14 protein-coding genes are annotated in these 18,388 nt (G+C 68.1%); 9 read left to right on the top strand and 5 right to left on the bottom strand.

Annotation, left to right across the window (positions count from 1 at the left end; all coding sequences use genetic code 11):
• Positions 1-35 precede the first annotated feature (35 nt).
• On the top strand, positions 36-3,623 hold the full coding sequence (locus tag RT456_RS02770) for a transporter substrate-binding domain-containing protein (protein WP_313342180.1): 3,588 nt from the start codon (positions 36-38) through the stop codon (positions 3,621-3,623).
• Between the two features lie 50 nt (positions 3,624-3,673).
• On the opposite strand, the gene RT456_RS02765 is transcribed toward RT456_RS02770, so the two are convergent.
• Entirely contained in the window at positions 3,674-5,350 is a 1,677-nt protein-coding gene (locus RT456_RS02765; protein ID WP_313342178.1) for an electron transfer flavoprotein-ubiquinone oxidoreductase, read from the bottom strand.
• 372 nt (positions 5,351-5,722) lie between these two features.
• On the opposite strand from RT456_RS02765, the gene RT456_RS02760 reads away from it, so the two are divergent.
• Complete coding sequence (locus RT456_RS02760) at positions 5,723-6,886, top strand: acyl-CoA dehydrogenase family protein (protein WP_313342175.1); 1,164 nt, start codon at positions 5,723-5,725, stop codon at positions 6,884-6,886.
• Positions 6,887-6,888: 2 nt separating this feature from the next.
• On the opposite strand, the gene trmL is transcribed toward RT456_RS02760, so the two are convergent.
• Both trmL and RT456_RS02750 read right to left on the bottom strand, forming a co-directional pair.
• Entirely contained in the window at positions 6,889-7,368 is a 480-nt protein-coding gene (gene trmL / locus RT456_RS02755; protein WP_313342172.1) for a tRNA (uridine(34)/cytosine(34)/5-carboxymethylaminomethyluridine(34)-2'-O)-methyltransferase TrmL, read from the bottom strand.
• Positions 7,369-7,437: 69 nt separating this feature from the next.
• Entirely contained in the window at positions 7,438-7,905 is a 468-nt protein-coding gene (locus RT456_RS02750) for a hypothetical protein (RefSeq protein ID WP_313342168.1), read from the bottom strand.
• Positions 7,906-8,311: 406 nt separating this feature from the next.
• Between RT456_RS02750 and RT456_RS02745 the strand changes: the two genes are divergently transcribed.
• The 4 genes from RT456_RS02745 (at position 8,312) to RT456_RS02730 (ending at position 13,658) form a co-directional block, all read left to right on the top strand.
• A complete protein-coding gene (locus tag RT456_RS02745) occupies positions 8,312-11,155 on the top strand; it encodes a pitrilysin family protein (RefSeq protein WP_313342165.1) in 2,844 nt (947 codons plus the stop codon).
• A 103-nt stretch (positions 11,156-11,258) separates the two neighbouring features.
• Complete coding sequence (locus RT456_RS02740; RefSeq protein ID WP_313342162.1) at positions 11,259-11,576, top strand: DUF4156 domain-containing protein; 318 nt, start codon at positions 11,259-11,261, stop codon at positions 11,574-11,576.
• A gap of 112 nt (positions 11,577-11,688) precedes the next feature.
• Positions 11,689-12,705, top strand: coding sequence for a 3-oxoacyl-ACP synthase III (locus tag RT456_RS02735; RefSeq protein ID WP_313342159.1), 1,017 nt, complete (start codon positions 11,689-11,691; stop codon positions 12,703-12,705).
• 62 nt (positions 12,706-12,767) lie between these two features.
• The gene (locus RT456_RS02730; RefSeq protein ID WP_313342156.1) at positions 12,768-13,658 is read left to right on the top strand and encodes an alpha/beta fold hydrolase; all 891 of its coding nucleotides are present in this window, start codon (positions 12,768-12,770) and stop codon (positions 13,656-13,658) included.
• Positions 13,659-13,692: 34 nt separating this feature from the next.
• On the opposite strand, the gene RT456_RS02725 is transcribed toward RT456_RS02730, so the two are convergent.
• Positions 13,693-14,076: a YkgJ family cysteine cluster protein gene (locus RT456_RS02725; protein ID WP_313342153.1), complete on the bottom strand. Its 384-nt coding sequence runs from the start codon at positions 14,074-14,076 to the stop codon at positions 13,693-13,695.
• Positions 14,077-14,189: 113 nt separating this feature from the next.
• Between RT456_RS02725 and oleC the strand changes: the two genes are divergently transcribed.
• From oleC to RT456_RS02710, 3 genes are all read left to right on the top strand, one after another.
• Complete coding sequence (gene oleC / locus RT456_RS02720) at positions 14,190-15,845, top strand: olefin beta-lactone synthetase (RefSeq protein WP_313342150.1); 1,656 nt, start codon at positions 14,190-14,192, stop codon at positions 15,843-15,845.
• Entirely contained in the window at positions 15,842-16,852 is a 1,011-nt protein-coding gene (gene oleD, locus RT456_RS02715; RefSeq protein ID WP_313342147.1) for a 2-alkyl-3-oxoalkanoate reductase, read from the top strand. Before oleC ends, oleD begins: the two co-directional genes overlap by 4 nt.
• Positions 16,853-16,913: 61 nt before the next feature.
• Positions 16,914-17,069 (top strand): DUF1328 domain-containing protein, encoded by a 156-nt coding sequence (locus RT456_RS02710; protein ID WP_038691201.1) that lies wholly within the window; start codon positions 16,914-16,916, stop codon positions 17,067-17,069.
• A 202-nt stretch (positions 17,070-17,271) separates the two neighbouring features.
• Here the strand turns inward: RT456_RS02710 and ddlA are convergent, their stop codons facing one another.
• Positions 17,272-18,378: a D-alanine--D-alanine ligase gene (ddlA, locus tag RT456_RS02705; RefSeq protein WP_313342451.1), complete on the bottom strand. Its 1,107-nt coding sequence runs from the start codon at positions 18,376-18,378 to the stop codon at positions 17,272-17,274.
• Positions 18,379-18,388 lie beyond the last annotated feature (10 nt).

The following is an 18,388-nucleotide window of genomic DNA, read 5'->3' as shown; positions in this document are numbered from 1 at the left end:
GCGGTGGGCGGTTCATTCCAGGGAGATCAGACAGCATGCGTACCTCCGTTGTCCGCTGGCTGGTCGTGCTGGGGCTGGCGATCATGCTGGTCACCTCGGCCAACGCGTCTCCTGCACCTGCGCCGTCGTTGTCACCGCGCCAGTCCGAGTGGATCGAGCGGAACCCTACCATCTTACTGGGCCTGTACGACAGCGGCTGGCCACCCTTCGAATTCATGCAGAACGGTCGGCCGGATGGGCTCGGATACGACTATCTGACGCTGCTTACGCGGCAACTGGGCGTGCAGGTCAAGGTTCGCATCTATCGCGATTGGGCCGACGTGCTCGATGCGGCCTGCCGTGGCGAGGTCGATGTGGTGATGAACATCACGCTCACTCCCGACCGCACGCGCTGCATGGTGTACACCGGCGCTTATGCCGATGCGCCGCTGGCCCTGGTCGGACGCGTCGGCGACAGCCGCACCTCGGCCGACCCCGAGCTTGTCGGATTGCGCGTGGTCACCGAGCGGGAATTCCTCACCAGCGGCCAGGTGCGCGCGCGGTACCCGGCCGCGCGCCAGGTGATGGCGGCCGACACCCGTGCGGCGCTGGCGATGGTGGCCGAGGACAAGGCCGACGTTTACATCGGCAACGCGCATGTGGCGAGTACGCTGATCCGCCAGCAGGACATGGACGGCCTTGCCCTGCTGCGTCCCAGCGACCTGCCGCCGGAGCGGCTGCACTTCGGCGTGCCCAATGCCCGCCAGCCGCTGGCCGAGGCGCTGGACAGCGCGCTGTCCACGCTGACTACGGCGCAGCGCGAGGCCGTGTCCAAACGCTGGCTGCCGCCGCTGAAGTGGTCGGCGCAGTCGCGCCTGATCCTGGGGGAAGCCGAACGCCGCATCCTGGCCACGCCACTGCGCATGGGCTATGCGCCCAATGGGGCGCCGCTGTCGTTCATCGATGCGGCCGGCGAGCCCAGCGGCGTGGCCGGCGACTACCTGCGCCAGCTGCGCATGGTCGGCGCGCAGCTCACGCGCGTGCCGGCGCATGACTGGTTCGAGGTGCGCGAGCAGATGCGCCGCGGTGACGTGGACGTGGTGATGGGCATACCCAACGACGCCCACTATCTTGGCGACGAATGGGTCTTCAGCCAGCCCTTCATCAGCGTGCCCAATGTCATCGTCACCCCCAACAACAGTCGTTCGGTACTGGGCCTGGGCGACCTGGACGGGCGCAGCATCCTGCTCTCCGATCCCGAGCGCCTGCGCGGCTATGTGCTGCAGTACGCGCCGCGTGCGCGCATCGTGCCCGCGCGTGGCGTGGAACAGGCGTTGGCACGCTTGGCCAACGGCGACGCCGACGCCTATGTCGGCAACCTCGCGATGGTCGACCGGGTCGTGCGCGAGCTGTACCCGGCCAAGCTGCATGTGGCGGCACCGGCCGGGTTCAACGACCAGCTGTCGCTTGCCGTGAAGCGCCAGTACGCACCGCTGGCGACCACCTTCGACCGGGTGCTGGCCAACCTCACCCCGCGCGAACATACGGCGATCCGCGGCGACTGGCTGCTGGCCGAATACCGCAGCGGGCTGGACTGGCGGTCGGTTGCGCGCTGGGCCGTGCCGCTGTCGCTGGTGCTGCTCACCGGCATCGTGGTGCACGGCTGGGGGTATTGGCGCCTGCGCCGCGAGGTGGGCATGCGCCGGCGCCTGGAGCAGCGCCTGGTGGAAGTCACCGACAACCTGCCGGCGATCGTCTACCAGGCCCGGCGTGACAGCGATGGGCGGGTGACCTTCCCGTACATCACCGGCGACCTGCAGGCCATGTTCGGGGTGAGTGCGGTCGAAGTGATGGCCGACCAGACCCGGCTGGCCGCACAGCTCGACCCGCGCGACCGCGACGCGGTGAGCCGCGCGATGGCCCAGGCGGCACGCGACTTCTCCGCGCTGGACATGGAATTCCGTACCAGCCCGCATGGCGTGGTGCGCTGGGTGCGGTCGCGCGCGCTGCCGTATGCCGCCGCCGATGGTGCCGTGATGTGGAGCGGGTACTGGGTCGATGTGACCGAGGCGCGCGCGCAGGCTGATGCGCTGGCCGCCGCCAAATCCGATGCCGAACGCGCCACCGCCGCGAAGTCCAATTTCCTGGCCACCATGAGCCACGAGATCCGCACGCCGATGAGCGGCGTATTGGGCATGGTGGAGGCGTTGTCGCATACGGGCCTCGACGGCGAGCAGCGGCGCATCATCGGGGTCATCGAGGACTCGGCACAGATGCTGCGCCAGATCCTCGATGACATCCTGGACTACTCACGCATCGAAGCGGGCGCGCTGCCGCTGGAACCGCAGCCGGTCGCGCTGCGCAGCCTGCTCGACAACGTGCAGCAGCTGCTCTCGCCACAGGCGTCAAGCAAGGGCCTGGCACTCAGCCTGGACGTGGATGCGGCGGTGGCACCGCAGCACCTGGTGGACGGCATGCGCCTGCGCCAGATCGTGTTCAACCTGCTCAGCAACGCCATCAAGTTCACCAACAGCGGCGCGGTCGGCATCACCCTGGCGGTGGACCGCGACGACGAGGCGGCACAGACCCTGCGCCTGACCGTCACCGATACCGGCATCGGCATTTCGCCCGAGCAGCGCGAACGCCTGTTCAAGCCGTTCGCGCAGGCCGATGTGGCCATCACCCGCCACTACGGTGGCACCGGGCTGGGCCTGAGCATCTGCCAGCGTCTGGTGGGGCTGATGCGCGGTCGGCTGGACATGCACAGCGTGCCGGGCGAAGGCACGCGCGTGGCGGTGGTGCTGACGCTGCCCCTGGTGCCGGGCGAAGAGGCCATCAGCGACGAACAGCGCCCTGGCACGGAGGTGGCACCGCTGCCACCCGGGCAGGCGCGGCGCCGCGTGCTCGTGGTCGAGGACCACCCCACCAACCAGGCGCTGATGCGCTGGCGGTTGCAGCAGCTGGGCCTGCAGCACGAGCTGGCGGTGGATGGCGAGGCGGCACTGGAACTGCTGAAGGCCCAGGCGTTCGACCTGGTCATCACCGATTGCCGCATGCCGGTGATGGATGGCTACACCTTGACGCGGCACATCCGCGAGGGCGAACGCGGCAGTGGAAAGCGACTCCCGGTGCTTGCATTGACCGCCAGCGCGCTGGCCGAAGACCGGCAACGCTGCCGCGAGGCCGGCATGGACGATCTGCTGGCCAAGCCGGTGGCGCTGGCCACCCTGCGCCAGGCGCTGCGGCGCTGGCTGCCGTCGGACGACGCGGACGACGAGCCGTTCGTCGCCGCCGCGGCACCGACGGATGCCAACGTGCCGGTGGCCGCGCCGACGCGCGCGGCAATCGTGCGTCGCTTCGGTTCCGAACACGTGGCCGCGGTGCTCATCGACAGCATGCGCCAGACCACCGCGGATGACCTGCAACGCGGCCTGGAAGCACGCGAGCAGGGCGACAGCAACACGGCGGTGGAGGTCCTGCACCGCATCGTGGGCGGGCTGGGCACGCTGGGTGCCGAAGCCCTGGCCGCGCAGGCGCGCGAGGTGATGCAGCAGATCCAGACCCAGGGCACCGCGGCCAGCGCGGCCGACATCACCGCGTTCGAGCATGCATTGCAGACCTACCTGGATACGCTGGACGCGTGACCGTCGTAGAGCGACGCCATGCGTCGCTGCACGTCGATCGGCGCCACGGCTTACATCGCCGGGTAGTTGGGACCGCCGCCGCCCTGCGGGGTGACCCACACGATGTTCTGGGTGGGATCCTTGATGTCGCAGGTCTTGCAGTGCACGCAGTTCTGCGCGTTGATCTGCAGCTGCTCGTGCCCTTCGGTGCCGACGAACTCGTACACGCCGGCCGGGCAGTAGCGCGCCTCCGGCCCGGCGTATTCGGCCAGGTTGACCCGCACCGGGATGCTGGCGTCCTTGAGCGTCAGGTGGCTGGGCTGGTCTTCTTCATGGTTGGTGCTGCTCAGGAACACCGAGCTGAGGCGGTCGAAGGTGAGCACGTTGTCCGGCTTGGGGTACACGATCTTCGTGTGCTGCGACGCCGGTTCCAGGCACTCGTGGTCGGCCTTGCTGTGGCGCAGCGTCCACGGCGGGTTGCGGATGCCCAGCTTGGGCAGCAGCCACTGCTCGATGCCGGTCATCAGCGTGGCGATGCTGCGGCCCTTCTTGAACCACTGCTTGAAATTCTTGGACTGCTTCAGCTCGTCGTGCAGCCAGCTGCTGTCGAAGGCGGCCGGATAGGCACTGAGCTCGTCGCGCTGGCGGTCCGCAGCCAGCGCATCGAACGCGGCGTCGGCGGCCAGCATGCCGGTCTTGATCGCCGCGTGGCTGCCCTTGATGCGGCTTGCGTTGAGGTAGCCGGCTTCGCAGCCGACCAGCGCGCCGCCCGGGAACACGGTCTTGGGCAGCGACAGCAGGCCGCCGGCGGTGATCGCGCGGGCGCCATAGGCGATGCGCTTGCCGCCTTCGATATGCTTGCGGATCGACGGATGCGTCTTGAAGCGCTGGAACTCCTCGAACGGGCTCATCCACGGGTTGCGGTAATCGAGCCCGACCACGAAGCCCACCGCGACCTTGCCGCCGTCGGCGTGGTACAGGAACGAACCGCCGTAGGTGTCGCTGTCCAGCGGCCAGCCGGCGGTGTGTACCACCAGCCCCGGCTCATGCTTGGCCGGATCGATCTGCCACAGCTCCTTGATGCCGATGCCGTAGGCCTGCGGGTCCTTGCCCGCGTCCAGCTGGTAACGCGCGATCAACTGGCGGCCGAGGTGGCCGCGCGAGCCTTCGGCGAAGATCGTGTACTTGGCATGCAGTTCCATGCCGCGTTCGAAGTTGGGGCCGTGCGAGCCATCCTTGCGGATGCCCATGTCGCCGGTGGCCACGCCCATCACCGCGCCGTTCTCGTCGTAGAGCACTTCGGCGGCGGCAAAGCCGGGGAAGATCGACACTTCCAGCGCCTCGGCCTGCTGCGCCAGCCAGCGGGTGACCTCGCCCAGGCTGATGATGTAGTTGCCTTCGTTGTGGAAGCACTCCGGCAGCAGCGCATGCGGCGTGCTGCGCGCGCCATCGGGGCTGAGGAACAGGAATTCGTCGCGGGTGACCTTCTGCTTCAGCGGCGCGCCACGCTCGGCCCAGTCCGGGAACAGTTCGGTCAGCGCGCGGGTGTCCATGATCGCGCCGGAGAGGATATGGGCGCCGGGCTCGGAACCCTTCTCCAGCACGCACACCGACAGTTCGCGGCCCGCCTCGATGGCGCGCTGGCGCAGGCGGATCGCGGTGGCCAGGCCGGCGGGGCCGGCGCCGACGATCACCACGTCGAACTCCATGGCTTCACGCGGGGGCAGGGCAGTGGTCTCTTCGCTCATGGGGATGCGTAACTCGTGGGTAGTGCCGTCCCGGTCGAAGGGGGCGGCGGTTGCCTGGGAATCGCGCGCGACGGGGCACTGCGCAACGGCTGGATCAGTGCATCAGGGTACCGGCACCCGGCGTTTACGCCTAGTTCGCCGACGTTGGGCACCGGATGGTGCGGTGCATCAATCCAGCGCGGGCGGCCATGGTACGGGCATCCCCGAGAACACGGGGGCGCGCCGGCGCCGGCCATGCGGAACCTCAAACGGTAGTGCCGGCCGCTGGCCGGCTCCCCATGTTGCCGGCAGCATGCGCAGCCGGCCAGCGGCCGGCATTACCCGGATGCATCACAATGGGGGCTCCTGTTCCCGCCCGCGATGTCGCCGCCCATGGCCCTCAATCCCTACGATCTGTTCGATGTCCGCTCCCTGCTCAGCGAGGAGGAGCGTGCGGTGCAGGCCACCGTGGCGCGCTTCACCGACGAACGGGTGCTGCCGATCATCGGCGATGCATTCGACCAGGGCCGCTTCCCGGATGAACTGATCCCGGAAATCGCCTCGCTCGGCCTGCTCGGCTCCAGCCTGCCCGAGCAGTACGGCGGCGGCGGCCTCAACGCGGTCAGCTATGGGTTGATCTGCCAGGAGCTGGAACGCGGCGACTCCGGCCTGCGCAGCTTCGTTTCGGTGCAGAGTTCGCTGTGCATGTACCCGATCTTTGCCTACGGCAGCGAAGAGCAGCGCCAGCGCTGGCTGCCCGACATGGCGGCCGGGCGCGTGATCGGCTGTTTCGGCCTGACCGAAGCGCACGGCGGCTCGGACCCGGCGGCAATGAAGACACGTGCGGTACGCGACGGAACCGACTGGGTCATCAACGGCAGCAAGATGTGGATCACCAGCGGACCAGTCGCCGACATCGCGATCATCTGGGCGCACACCGACGATGGCATCCAGGGCTTCGTGCTCGAGAAGGGCATGGCCGGCTACACCACCCAGGAAATCAAGCACAAGATGAGCCTGCGCGCCTCGCTGACCGGCGCGCTGTTCTTCGACAACGTGCGCGTGCCCGACCGCAACCGCCTGCCCAACGTGCAGGGCCTGAAGGGTCCGCTGGGCTGCCTCAACCAGGCGCGCTACGGGATCAGCTGGGGCCCGATCGGCGCGGCGGTGGCCTGCCTGGACGAGGCACTGGGCTACACCAAGGAACGCGTGCTGTTCGGGCGGCCGGTGGCGGCCACGCAGAGCGCGCAGATCAAGCTGGCCGACATGGCCCGGCGCATCACCACCGCGCAGCTGCTGTCGCTGCAGCTGGGGCGCCTGAAGGATGCCGGCCAGCTGCAGCCCCAGCAGGTGAGCCTGGCCAAGTGGAACAACTGCCGCATGGCCATCGACATCGCGCGCGAATGCCGCGACCTGCTCGGCGGCGCCGGCATCACCACCGAACACGTGGCGATCCGGCATGCGCTGAACCTGGAATCAGTGATTACCTACGAGGGAACCGAAACCGTGCACCAGCTGGTGATCGGTCGTGAGCTGACGGGCATCAACGCGTTCTAACGTCAGGCGCCGCCGGCAAAACCGGATTGGCGCCAGGCCTCGTACATCACCACGGCCACCGTGTTGGACAGGTTGAGGCTGCGGTTGTCGGGCTGCATCGGCAGGCGCAGGCGGCGGCCGTGCGGCAGTGAATCGAGCACGTCCTGGGGCAGGCCGCGGGTTTCCGGGCCGAACAGGAACGCATCGCCGTCTTCGAACTGCTGGGTGTCGTAGCGCACGCTGCCGCGGGTACTCAAGGCGAACAGGCGGTTGGGTGCAATGGCCTGCAGGGCGGTGTCCAGGTCTGGATGCACCTGCAGTCGAGCGTATTCGTGGTAATCCAGGCCGGCGCGCTTGAGCTGCTTGTCGCTCAGGTCAAAACCGAGCGGCTCGATCAGGTGCAGTCGCGCGCCGGTATTGGCGCAGAGCCGGATCACATTGCCGGTATTCGGGGGAATCTCCGGCTGGAACAACACAACATGGAACGTGGGCGTGGCGGTCATTCACGCAGTGTAACTGCGCCGGATGACGGTAGGTAACGCCCGCTGGTCGTTACGCCTCGATCAACGCGCTTACGGACGAACCAACACCGACGCGGTTTCCAGCGCCAGCGCCTGCAGGTCGTTCGGCGACGGGCGCACCTGCAGGGTCGGCAGGTTGATGATCACGTCGCGCGCCACGGCGGTAGCGGCCGCAGCCAGCGCACCAACGTAGTCGCGGTGATCGGCCTGCTCGGCGGCCAGCGCTTCACGCTGTTCGGCGGTCGGGCGGACTTCGACGGCGGCCAGCGTGGTCACGCGGCGGCTGTCGGACAGTTCGTTGCGGTACTCGGCGATCTGGCCGGCACCCGGACGGACTTCAACCAGGGCCAGGGTGGGGATGGCGCTGCTGCGCTCGACGTCGGCCTGGGCGATCTGGTCGGCTGACGGGCGGACCTGCACGGTGTCCAGGGTGGTGATGGCGGAAGCGGCATGCACGTTCGAAACAAACGCGGAGCCGGCGACGAGGGCGATGGCGATGGCGAGGGTCTTGGTGTTCATGACGTGGCCTGTTTAGTGTGGGTGAGCAGTGGTGTGGTAGTAAGGTAGTACACCAAATCTGGGGATGCAAGAAAAATGTGCAGATTTCGGTTGTTGTTCAGCGATCAGTCATATTTGGTTTGATCGCCTTCCTTTCGCACCCAATACCAAGCAGGTCCCGTGCCAACTTTTTGTTGTTGATTTACAAGGCTTTTATGGTCGACCCACCGTGTCCGCTGTCCGGACACCTGTCCGATTCGCCGGCGTAACACTGTCCGCAAGGCGATTCAGCCCGCGGCCATGCCGTTCGCGACAGGTGGCGTCATGCCCGGAAAGTTCCCCTACCTGCGCAGTGACTGTTGGCGGATGCCTTTTGCCGAGGTCCCGGGCTAGCATCTGTCTTCACTTTCATGACCAAGGAACCGGAATGACCGTCCAACTTCGACCGCGTGCCGCGCTGCTGGCTGTAGCGCTCTCCGCCGCGCTGGGCACTCTTGCCCCGGCACCGGTCATGGCCAAGCCGGCCCAGGTGGCCAAGGTCGACATTCCCTTCGAAGAGTTCACCCTGCCCAACGGCCTGCGCGTGGTGGTGCACACCGACCGCAAGGCGCCGATCGTGGCGGTGAACGTCTGGTACCACGTGGGCAGCAAGGACGAGCCGGCCGGCCGCACGGGCTTCGCCCACCTGTTTGAACACCTGATGTTCCAGGGCAGCGAGAACCACGCCGGCGAGTACTTCGAACCCTTCAAGCAGGTGGGTGTCACCGGCCAGAACGGCACCACCAACACCGACCGCACCAATTACTTCGAGAACGTACCCACCACCGCGCTGGACATGGCGCTGTGGATGGAATCGGACCGCATGGGCCACCTGCTCGGCGCGATCGACCAGGCCGCGCTCGATGAGCAGCGCGGCGTGGTGCAGAACGAGAAGCGCCAGGGCGAGAACCAGCCCTATGGCCAGGTGTGGGACAAGCTCACCCGCTCCATGTATCCGGAAGGGCACCCGTACCACCACGGCGTCATCGGCTCGATGAATGACCTCAACGCCGCCTCGCTGGACGACGTCAAGAACTGGTTCCGCACCTGGTACGGTCCCAACAACGCGGTGCTGGTGCTGGCTGGCGACATCGACGTGGCCACCGCCAAGGAAAAGGTCGCCCGTTACTTCGGCGACATCCCGGCGGGCCCGAGCATGGCCCAGCCCAAGGTCAACGTGGCCAAGCGCGACAAATCCACCCGCGAGACCATGACCGACAAGGTGCCGCAGGCGCGCATCTACCGGGTCTGGAACGTTGCCCAGACCGGCACCACCGATATCGACCAGCTGCAGTTGTTCGCCCAGGTCCTGGGCGGCGCCAAGTCGTCGCGCCTGGACCAGCGCCTGCTGCACCAGGACAAGCTGGTGGACAACATCAGCGCCGGTGCCTACACCTCGCAGCTGGGCTCGAACTTCGTGATCATGGCCACCGTGAAGCAGGGCGTGGACCCGTCCAGGGTGGAAGCGATCATCGACGAGGAAGTGCGCCGCCTGGTCAAGGATGGCCCCACCGCCGATGAGCTGAGCCGTGGCAAGACCGCCTTCCGTGCCGGCTTCATCCGTGGCATCGAGCGCATCGGCGGGTTTGGCGGCAAGGCCGACGCACTGGCCGAATGCACCGTGTTCGAAGGCGACCCGGGCTGCTTCCGCCGTTCGCTGGCCACCATCGATGCGGCCAGCGCTGCCGATGTGCGCGCCGCCGGCGCCAAGTGGCTTGGCCCGGGCGACCACACCCTGGTGGTGGAGCCGGGCGCCCGCGTGGCGCTGCCGGAACTGCCGTCGGCCACGCCCAAGCCGTTCACCGTGCCCGCCGTGGACCCCACCTTCACCGCAACGGCGACCCAGGTGGACCGCAGCAGCGGTGTGCCGCAGACCAAGACCTTCCCCGAGCTGAAATTCCCGCAGCTGCACCGGGCCACGCTGAAGAACGGCACCCAGGTGATCCTCGCCGAGCGCCACGACATTCCGGTGGTGCAGTTCAGCTATGAATTCCCGGGCGGCTTCACCGCCGACCAGGGCCGCAAGTCGGGCACCGCCAACTTCACCATGGACCTGATGGGCGAGGGCGCCGGCAAGCTCGGCGCGCTGCCCTTCGCCGACGCGGCCGACGCGCTCGGTGCCAACCTCGGGGCCTCGGCATCGCTGGACAGCGCCAGCGTGTACCTGTCCGCCCTGAAGGAAAACCTCGCCCCGTCGCTGGCCTTGTATGCGGACATGCTGCGCCAGCCGCGTTTCGACCAGGCCGAGATCGACCGGGTCAAGGCGAGCTGGATCGCCGGCATCCAGCAGGAGAAGGTCAACCCGAACGCCTCGGCGATGCGCGTGCTGCCCACCCTGCTGTACGGCGCGGGCCACCCCTATGCCATTCCTTTCACCGGCAGTGGCAATGAAGCCGACATCCAGTCGCTCACCCGCCAGGATCTGGTGGACTTCCACCGCGACTGGCTGCGTCCGGAGCAGGGCACCCTGATCGTGGTGGGTGACACCACCCTGAAGGAGATCGTGCCGCTGCTGGAGCGCCAGCTCGGCGACTGGAAGAGCAGCACCGCCGCACCGCAGGCCAAGGCCCCGGTCGACGTGGCCCGCCCGGCCAAGGCCCGCGTGTACCTCATCGACCAGCCGGGTGCCGTGCAGGCCAACCTGTTTGCCGGTCAGGTAGTGCCCTCCACCATGGATACGGGCGCCACCCGCTTCGACATCGCCAACGGCGTGCTGGGCGGCGACTTCACCTCGCGCCTCAACATGAACCTGCGCGAGGAAAAGCACTGGTCCTACGGTGCCCGCACCATGGCCAGCAGCACCCTGGGCCAGCGTCCCTGGATGGCCGTCGCACCGGTGCAGATCGACAAGACCGCCGAGGCGATGAAGGAGATGCAGAAGGAAATCGCCGACTTCGCTTCCGGCGCCGAAACGATCACCCCGGCCGAAGTCACGCGTATCCGCAACATCCAGAACCTGAGCCTGCCCGGCGCCTATGAGACCGCCAGCGCGGTCCTCGGCACCATCAGCGGCATCGTCCGCTACCAGCGTCCCGACGACTATGTGTTCAAGCGCAAGGACGAAATCGAGGCGATGACGCCGGCCCAGGTCCAGCAGGCGGCGGCCACCCTCGATCCCAATACCCTCACCTGGGTCGTGGTGGGCGACCTCAAGCAGACCGAGGCCCCGGTGCGCGCGCTGAACCTGGGCGAGGTGATCGTGATCGACGCCGATGGGAAGCCGGTCAAATGATCGGGCGGGTCGCCGGCCCATGGCCGGCGACCCATCCCTGTGCACCCGCGATTCAGCCTGTTCAGGCAGAATCGGATCCATGACCTTCACGAGCGTCCCCGCCATGCGCCTTCTGCTGCTTTCCGTTCTGACCCTCAGCGCCACCGCCTGCACCTGGGTGCCGATCGAGCCGGTGGGCAAGACCGTGCGGGTATTGCCGGGCGGGGCCGTGCCAGCCGCCTGCCAGAACAAGGGCGAGGTGGTGGTCACGGTCAAGAGCAAGGTGGCCTTCTACAACCGCAACCCCCTGCGCGTGCAGGAAGAACTGGAGACCCTGGCGCGCAACGAGGCCCCCAGCGCCGGTGCCAATGCGGTGCAGGCCGTGGGCCAGCCGGCCGACGGCAGCCAGCGTTTCCTGGCCTTCCAGTGCCCGCCGCGCTGAACCCTTCACGCCCCGGGGCGACCATACGCCCGAAGCTGAATCCGTAAAGGTGCGGTGAACGGCCGTGGGGCTTACAATAGCGCCCCCTTTGCCTGAGCCTTGGCGCTAACTGATGCTCTTCAAGAATGTATCGATCGCCGGCCTGGCGCATATCGACGCGCCGCATACGCTGACGTCCAAGGAAATCAACGAACGTCTGCAGCCGACGCTGGATCGCCTGGGCATTCGCACCGACGTGCTCGGCGACATCGCGGGCATTCACGCCCGCCGCCTGTGGGACGCGGACATGCTCGCCTCCGACGCCGCTACCCTCGCCGCCCGCAAGGCGCTCGAAGATGCCGGCATCGGGGCCGACAAGATCGGCCTGCTCGTCAACACCTCGGTCAGCCGCGACTACCTGGAGCCATCCACGGCCAGCATCGTCTCGGGCAACCTGGGCGTCGGCGACCAGTGCATGACCTTCGACGTCGCCAACGCGTGCCTGGCCTTCATCAATGGCATGGACATCGCCGCACGCATGCTTGAGCGTGGCGAGATCGACTACGCGTTGATCGTCGACGGTGAAACCGCCAACCTGGTGTACGAGAAGACCCTGGAGCGCATGGCCCTGCCGGGCGTGACCGCCGATGACTTCCGCAACGAGATGGCGGCCCTGACCCTGGGCTGCGGCGCTGCGGCGATGGTCATGGCGCGCACCGAACTGGTGCCCGACGCGCCGCGTTACCGCGGTGGCGTCACCCGCTCGGCAACCGAGTGGAACCAGCTGTGCCGCGGCAACCTGGACCGCATGGTCACCGACACCCGCATGCTGCTGATCGAAGGCATCAAGCTGGCCCAGAAGACCTTCGTGGCCGCCCGCGAAGCGCTGGGCTGGGCGGTGGAGGAGCTGGACCAGTTCGTGATCCACCAGGTCAGCCAACCGCACACCGCCGCCTTCATCAAGAACTTCGGCATCGACCCGAAGAAGGTGATGACCATCTTCGGCGAGCACGGCAACATCGGTCCGGCCTCGGTGCCGATCGTGCTGAGCAAGCTCAAGGAACTGGGCAGGCTGAAGAAGGGCGACCGCATCGCACTGCTCGGCATCGGCTCGGGCCTGAACTGCTCGATGGCCGAAGTGGTCTGGTAAGCAGACCTTCTGCGTTGATTCCAGGGGCCGGTTCTGCCGGCCCTTTTCACAGGTGCGATTCGATGCCCCAGCTTCCCGGTTACCCCGCCCATCCCCAGCGTTTCGAGGTCCGCCCCGGCCTGTCGATGAGCTACCTCGACGAAGGCCCGCGCGATGGCGAGGTGGTGGTGATGGTCCACGGCAATCCGTCGTGGAGCTATTACTGGCGCACCCTGGTGGCCGGTTTGTCTGACCGTTACCGCTGCATCGTGCCGGACCATGTCGGCATGGGGCTGTCGGACAAGCCCGACGATGCGCACTACGAATACACCCTGCAATCGCGCGTGGACGACCTGGATGCGCTGCTGGCGCACCTGGGCATCACCGGCCCGGTGACCCTGGCCGTGCACGACTGGGGCGGCATGATCGGTTTTGGCTGGGCGCTGTCGCACCACGCGCAGGTCAAGCGGCTGGTGGTGCTCAACACCGCCGCCTTCCCGATGCCGGCCGCCAAGCAGATGCCGTGGCAGATCGCGCTGGGCCGCCATTGGAAGATCGGCGAGTGGATCATCCGCACCTTCAACGCGTTCTCCGCCGGTGCCTCGTGGCTGGGCGTCGAGCGGAAGATGCCGGCCGACGTGCGCCGCGCGTACGTGTCGCCGTACAACAGCTACGCCAACCGGATCAGCACCATCCGTTTCATGCAGGACATCCCGCTGAGCCCGGCCGACAAGGCCTGGTCGCTGCTGGAACGCGCCGGCCAGGCGCTGCCGTCGTTCGCCGACCGCCCGGCCTTCATCGGCTGGGGCCTGCGCGACTTCGTGTTCGACCACCACTTCCTGAAGGGCTTCCAGGCGGCGCTGCCGCAGGCGCAGGTGCATGCCTTCGAGGACGCCGGGCACTACGTGCTGGAAGACAAGCACGAGGTGCTGGTACCGGAAATCCGCGCGTTCCTGGACGCCAATCCGCTGTAACGGGTGTGACGACCAACGGTCGTCACGCGCCCGCTCACGCGGCGCGATTGCCGCCGTCACCCTCACCATCCCGCCAGGTCCAGCTTTCCAGGCTCAACGCCGGCAGCCCGTGGATCGCCCGCGCCTTGTCGCACTGCGGGCTGGCCTTGCCGTACTCCCACGACGCATCCACCTCGCGGCACACGCTGGGGCGGTTGGGGTGGATGCTGCAGCGCGAATACACGCCGATCTCCGCATCCAGCGCCACGCAGCGCACCGGCGCCGAATGGGTGCCGCGCATGCACAGGCGGTGCGGGTCGAGCGGTTCGGTCAGCGGGTGCGGGACCCCGCCGGGGGTGACCTCGTCCGATTCCATCCAGTGGAAGGCCACACGGTACTGGGTGCAGCAGGCGCCACACGTCATGCAGGGATGGGACATGGGTACCGGCCGGAGGGGGGTGATCCACGCCAGGCGCGGATACAGGAAGGGGGCGAATTTTCCACGCCAGCGGCCGCCGCGCAAGATTTTTCTGCAGCGGCGACAATGAACGGATGAACAGCCCGATCAACATCGCCGCGCGCCTGCCCGAACTGGCCCGCGAACGCCCCGACCAGATCGCCATCCGCTGCCCCGGACGGCCCGGTCCGGATGGCATGGCCCGCTATGACGTGACCCTGGATTACCGCACCCTGGACGCCCGCAGCGATGCGATGGCCGCCGGCCTGGCCGCGCACGGCATCGGCCGCGGGGTGCGTGCGGTGGTGATGGTGCGGCCCTCGCCCGAGTTCTTCCTGCTGATGTTCGCGTTGTTCAAGAACGGCGCGGTGCCGGTGCTGGTCGACCCCGGCATCGACAAGCGCGCGCTGAAGCAGTGCCTGGACGAGGCCCAGCCGCAGGCCTTCATCGGCATCGGCCTGGCCCACGTGGCGCGGCTGGCGCTGCGCTGGTGCCCGGGCGCGAAGACCCTGGTCACCGTCGGGCGTCGCTGGGGCTGGGGCGGCACCACCCTGGCCCGGCTGGAAGCCGACGGCGCCCGCCAGCCGCAGCCGATGGCCGCCACCGACGGTGACGACGTGGCCGCCCTGCTGTTCACCAGCGGCTCCACCGGCGTGCCCAAGGGCGTGGTCTACCGCCACCGCCATTTCGTCGGCCAGGTGGACCTGCTGCGCGCGGCCTTCGGCATGGAGGCCGGCGGCATCGACCTGCCCACCTTCCCGCCGTTCGCCCTGTTCGATCCGGCGCTGGGGTTGACCTCGGTGATCCCGGACATGGACCCCACCCGCCCGGCCAAGGCCGACCCGCGCAAGCTGCACGACGCCATCGCGCGCTTCGGGGTCACCCAGTTGTTCGGCTCGCCCGCACTGATGCGGGTGCTGGCCGACCACGGCCAACCGTTGACCGGCGTGCGCCGGGTGACCTCGGCCGGCGCCCCGGTGCCGCCGGACGTGGTGGCACGCATCCGCCGCCTGCTGCCCGATGACGCGCAGTTCTGGACGCCCTACGGCGCCACCGAATGCCTGCCGGTCGCCGTCATCGAAGGCCGCGAACTGGAAAGCACGCGCGATGCGACCGAGGGCGGCGCGGGCACCTGCGTGGGCCGGGTGGTGCCGCCCAACGACGTGCGCATCATCGCCATCGACGACGCACCGCTGCCTGCGTGGTCGCAGGTGCGCGAGGTCGCGCCCGGCGTGGTCGGCGAGATCACCGTGGCCGGCCCGACCGCCACCGACAGCTACTTCAACCGCCCCCAGGCCACCGCCGCGGCCAAGATCCAGGAGACGCTGGCAGACGGCAGCACCCGGGTGGTGCACCGGATGGGCGACGTGGGCTATTTCGATGCGGACGGCCGGCTGTGGTTCTGCGGGCGCAAGACCCAGCGCCTGGAAACCGCGCAGGGCCCGCTGTACACCGAGCAGGTCGAGCCCGTGTTCAATGCGCTGGACGGCATCGCGCGTACCGCACTGGTCGGCGTGGGCCCGATGGGCCTGCAGGTGCCGGTGCTGTGCTACGAACTGCAACCGGGCACGGCCGATTCCCCCGCGCTGCGCGAGCGCCTGCGCCGCGAAGCAGGCGCGCATGCCGGCACCGCCCGCATCGCGCACTTCCTGCCGCACCCGGGCTTCCCCGTCGACATCCGCCACAACGCCAAGATCGGCCGCGAGAAACTCGCACTCTGGGCCGCAACCCGAATGGAACAACACGCATGAAGATCCTCGTCACCGGTGGCGGCGGTTTCCTCGGCCAGGCGCTGTGCCGCGGCCTGGTCGAACGCGGCCATGACGTACTGAGTTTCAACCGCGGCGATTACCCGCCGCTGGCCGCGCTGGGCGTGGGCCAGATCCGCGGTGACCTCGCCGACGCCGACGCGGTGCGCCATGCGGTGGCCGGGGTGGATGCGGTCTTCCACAACGGCGCCAAGGCCGGCGCCTGGGGCAGCTACGACAGCTATCACCAGGCCAACGTGGTGGGCACGGACAACGTCATTGCCGCCTGCCGCCAGCATGGCGTGCGCACGCTGGTGTACACCTCCACCCCCAGCGTCACCCACCGGGCCACGGATCCGGTGGAAGGCCTGGGCGCGGACGAGGTGCCGTACGGCGAGAATTTCCAGGCACCGTATGCGGCCACCAAGACCATCGCCGAGCAGCGCGTGCTGGCCGCCAACGGGCCCGACCTGGCCACCGTGGCGCTGCGCCCGCGCCTGATCTGGGGGCCAGGCGACCAGCAGCTGGTGCCACGCCTGGCCGAACGCGCGCGCGCCGGCCGCCTGCGTTTCGTCGGCGACGGCAACAACCTGGTCGACACCACCTACATCGACAACGCCGCGCTGGCGCATTTCCTGGCGCTTGAACACCTGGCACCGGGCGCGGCCTGCGCCGGCAAGGCGTACTTCATCTCCAACGGCGAACCGCTGCCGATGCGCGAGCTGCTCAACAAACTGATGGCGGCGGTGGGCGCGCCGGCGGTGGAGAAGTCGATCAGCTTCAAGACCGCGTATCGCATCGGTGCGGTGGCCGAACGCGTGTGGCCGCTGCTGCGCCTGCGCGGCGAGCCGCCGATGACCCGCTTCCTGGCCGAGCAGCTGTGCACGCCGCACTGGTACAGCATGGAACCGGCGCGGCGCGACTTCGGCTACGTGCCGCAGGTGAGCATTGACGAAGGGCTCACGAGGCTGAAGGCTTCATCGCGCGTCGAGAAATCCATCACTTCCTGAACACCGGGCGTTGGTGAAGATGGCAGCACGCCAATCCGGCACGCACTACGCGAGGATCGACATGCTGCACTACGCCGTAATCTTTTTCGTTATCGCCATCATTGCGGCGGTGCTCGGCTTCTCCGGCATCGCCGGTGCCGCCAGCAACATTGCCTGGATCCTGTTCGTGGTGTTCCTGATCCTGGCTGTGGTGTCGATGTTCCGTAAGCGAGGGTAGTGCGCGGGGTCATGCGCGCCCCCCTCTCTCCGGGAACGCATGACCCAGCGCAGTCTCCGACGGCCTGACGCTCGAAAGAGCGCCAGGCCGTCGTTGCATCTGGCACCCGCGCAATTCCCCGCGTAGAGCCACGCCCTGCGTGGCTGGAACTGCCGACGGTGCGTCAGCCACGCAGGGCGTGGCTCTACCGGTCAGGACGGGGTCAACTCACGGCGGTGATCGAGCTGCGCAGCGCGCGATCGCTGGCATGCCGCTCCAGCGCCAGTTCCAGCAGCCGGGTGATCAGGGCCGTGTAATCCAGCCCGCTTGCTGCCCACAGCTTGGGGTACATGCTGATCCGGGTGAAGCCGGGCAGCGTGTTGATCTCGTTGATGACCACGCCACCGTCTGCGGCAAGGAACACGTCCACGCGTGCCAGTCCGGCGCAGTCCAGTGCCTGGTAGGCACGTACGGCAATCCCGCGGATACGCTGCTGGTCGGCGTCGCTGATGTCCGCCGGCACCACCACGTCCGCGCCGCTCTCGCTGATGTACTTGGTGTCGTACGAATAGAACTCGTCGTGCACCACCACCTCGCCGCAGACGCTGGCCTCGGGCACGTCGTTGCCCAGCACCGCACACTCGATCTCGCGTCCGTCGATGGCCGACTCCACCAGCGCCTTGTGGTCGTAATCCAGCGCCAGTGCCAGCGCCTCCTGGAACGCCTGTGCGTTGCGCACCTTGCTCACGCCCACCGATGAGCCCTGGTTGGCCGGCTTGACGAACAACGGCGTACCCAGCTGCGCGACCAGCGTGGCGTAGTCGGCCGATCCGGCCGTGGCCCGGCTGAAGCACGCGTACGGCGCAACGGCGAGACCGGCATCGCGCAGCAGGCGCTTGGCCACGTCCTTGTCCATCGCCACCGCCGAACCCAGTACGCCGGAGCCGACGAAGGGCAGGTTGGCCATGCGCAGCAGGCCCTGGAGCGAGCCGTCCTCGCCCAGCGTGCCGTGCACGATCGGGAACACCACGTCGATCTGCGCCAGCGCCGCGTCCGGTGTGGCCGGCACCAGTTGCCGCCGCTCGGCGCCGGGCAACACCGCCACGCCTTGGCCGGAACGGTTCAGCGCGATGCGCGACGGGTCGTCGGCGTGCAGCAGGAACCGCTCCGGGTCGCTCACATGCCACTGGCCCTGCTTGTCGATCCCGATCAGGGTGGCCTCGAATCGCGTCTTGTCCAGCGCATCCAGGATGTTCCTGGCCGACTGGAGTGAGACCTCGTGTTCAGCCGAACGGCCACCGAAGATGATGCCTACCCGGATCTTGCCCATGCCTGCTGCC

The organism is Stenotrophomonas sp. (assembly GCF_032099025.1).
Lineage (GTDB): Bacteria > Pseudomonadota > Gammaproteobacteria > Xanthomonadales > Xanthomonadaceae > Stenotrophomonas.
The sequence above is the reverse complement of the archived record's forward strand: the minus strand, read 5'-3'. Positions and strand labels throughout refer to the sequence as shown.

Excerpts from the sequence above, each read along its gene's own strand:
- oleC (WP_313342150.1), top strand. The coding sequence starts at position 14,190 with ATGAACAGCCCGATCAACATCGCCGCGCGCCTGCCCGAACTGGCCCGC.
- trmL (WP_313342172.1), bottom strand. The coding sequence starts at position 7,368 with ATGACCGCCACGCCCACGTTCCATGTTGTGTTGTTCCAGCCGGAGATT.
- RT456_RS02735 (WP_313342159.1), top strand. The coding sequence starts at position 11,689 with ATGCTCTTCAAGAATGTATCGATCGCCGGCCTGGCGCATATCGACGCG.
- RT456_RS02710 (WP_038691201.1), top strand. The coding sequence starts at position 16,914 with ATGCTGCACTACGCCGTAATCTTTTTCGTTATCGCCATCATTGCGGCG.
- RT456_RS02740 (WP_313342162.1), top strand. The coding sequence starts at position 11,259 with ATGCGCCTTCTGCTGCTTTCCGTTCTGACCCTCAGCGCCACCGCCTGC.
- RT456_RS02745 (WP_313342165.1), top strand. The coding sequence starts at position 8,312 with ATGACCGTCCAACTTCGACCGCGTGCCGCGCTGCTGGCTGTAGCGCTC.
- RT456_RS02750 (WP_313342168.1), bottom strand. The coding sequence starts at position 7,905 with ATGAACACCAAGACCCTCGCCATCGCCATCGCCCTCGTCGCCGGCTCC.
- ddlA (WP_313342451.1), bottom strand. The coding sequence starts at position 18,378 with ATGGGCAAGATCCGGGTAGGCATCATCTTCGGTGGCCGTTCGGCTGAA.
- RT456_RS02770 (WP_313342180.1), top strand. The coding sequence starts at position 36 with ATGCGTACCTCCGTTGTCCGCTGGCTGGTCGTGCTGGGGCTGGCGATC.
- oleD (WP_313342147.1), top strand. The coding sequence starts at position 15,842 with ATGAAGATCCTCGTCACCGGTGGCGGCGGTTTCCTCGGCCAGGCGCTG.
- RT456_RS02765 (WP_313342178.1), bottom strand. The coding sequence starts at position 5,350 with ATGAGCGAAGAGACCACTGCCCTGCCCCCGCGTGAAGCCATGGAGTTC.
- RT456_RS02725 (WP_313342153.1), bottom strand. The coding sequence starts at position 14,076 with ATGTCCCATCCCTGCATGACGTGTGGCGCCTGCTGCACCCAGTACCGT.
- RT456_RS02730 (WP_313342156.1), top strand. The coding sequence starts at position 12,768 with ATGCCCCAGCTTCCCGGTTACCCCGCCCATCCCCAGCGTTTCGAGGTC.
- RT456_RS02760 (WP_313342175.1), top strand. The coding sequence starts at position 5,723 with ATGGCCCTCAATCCCTACGATCTGTTCGATGTCCGCTCCCTGCTCAGC.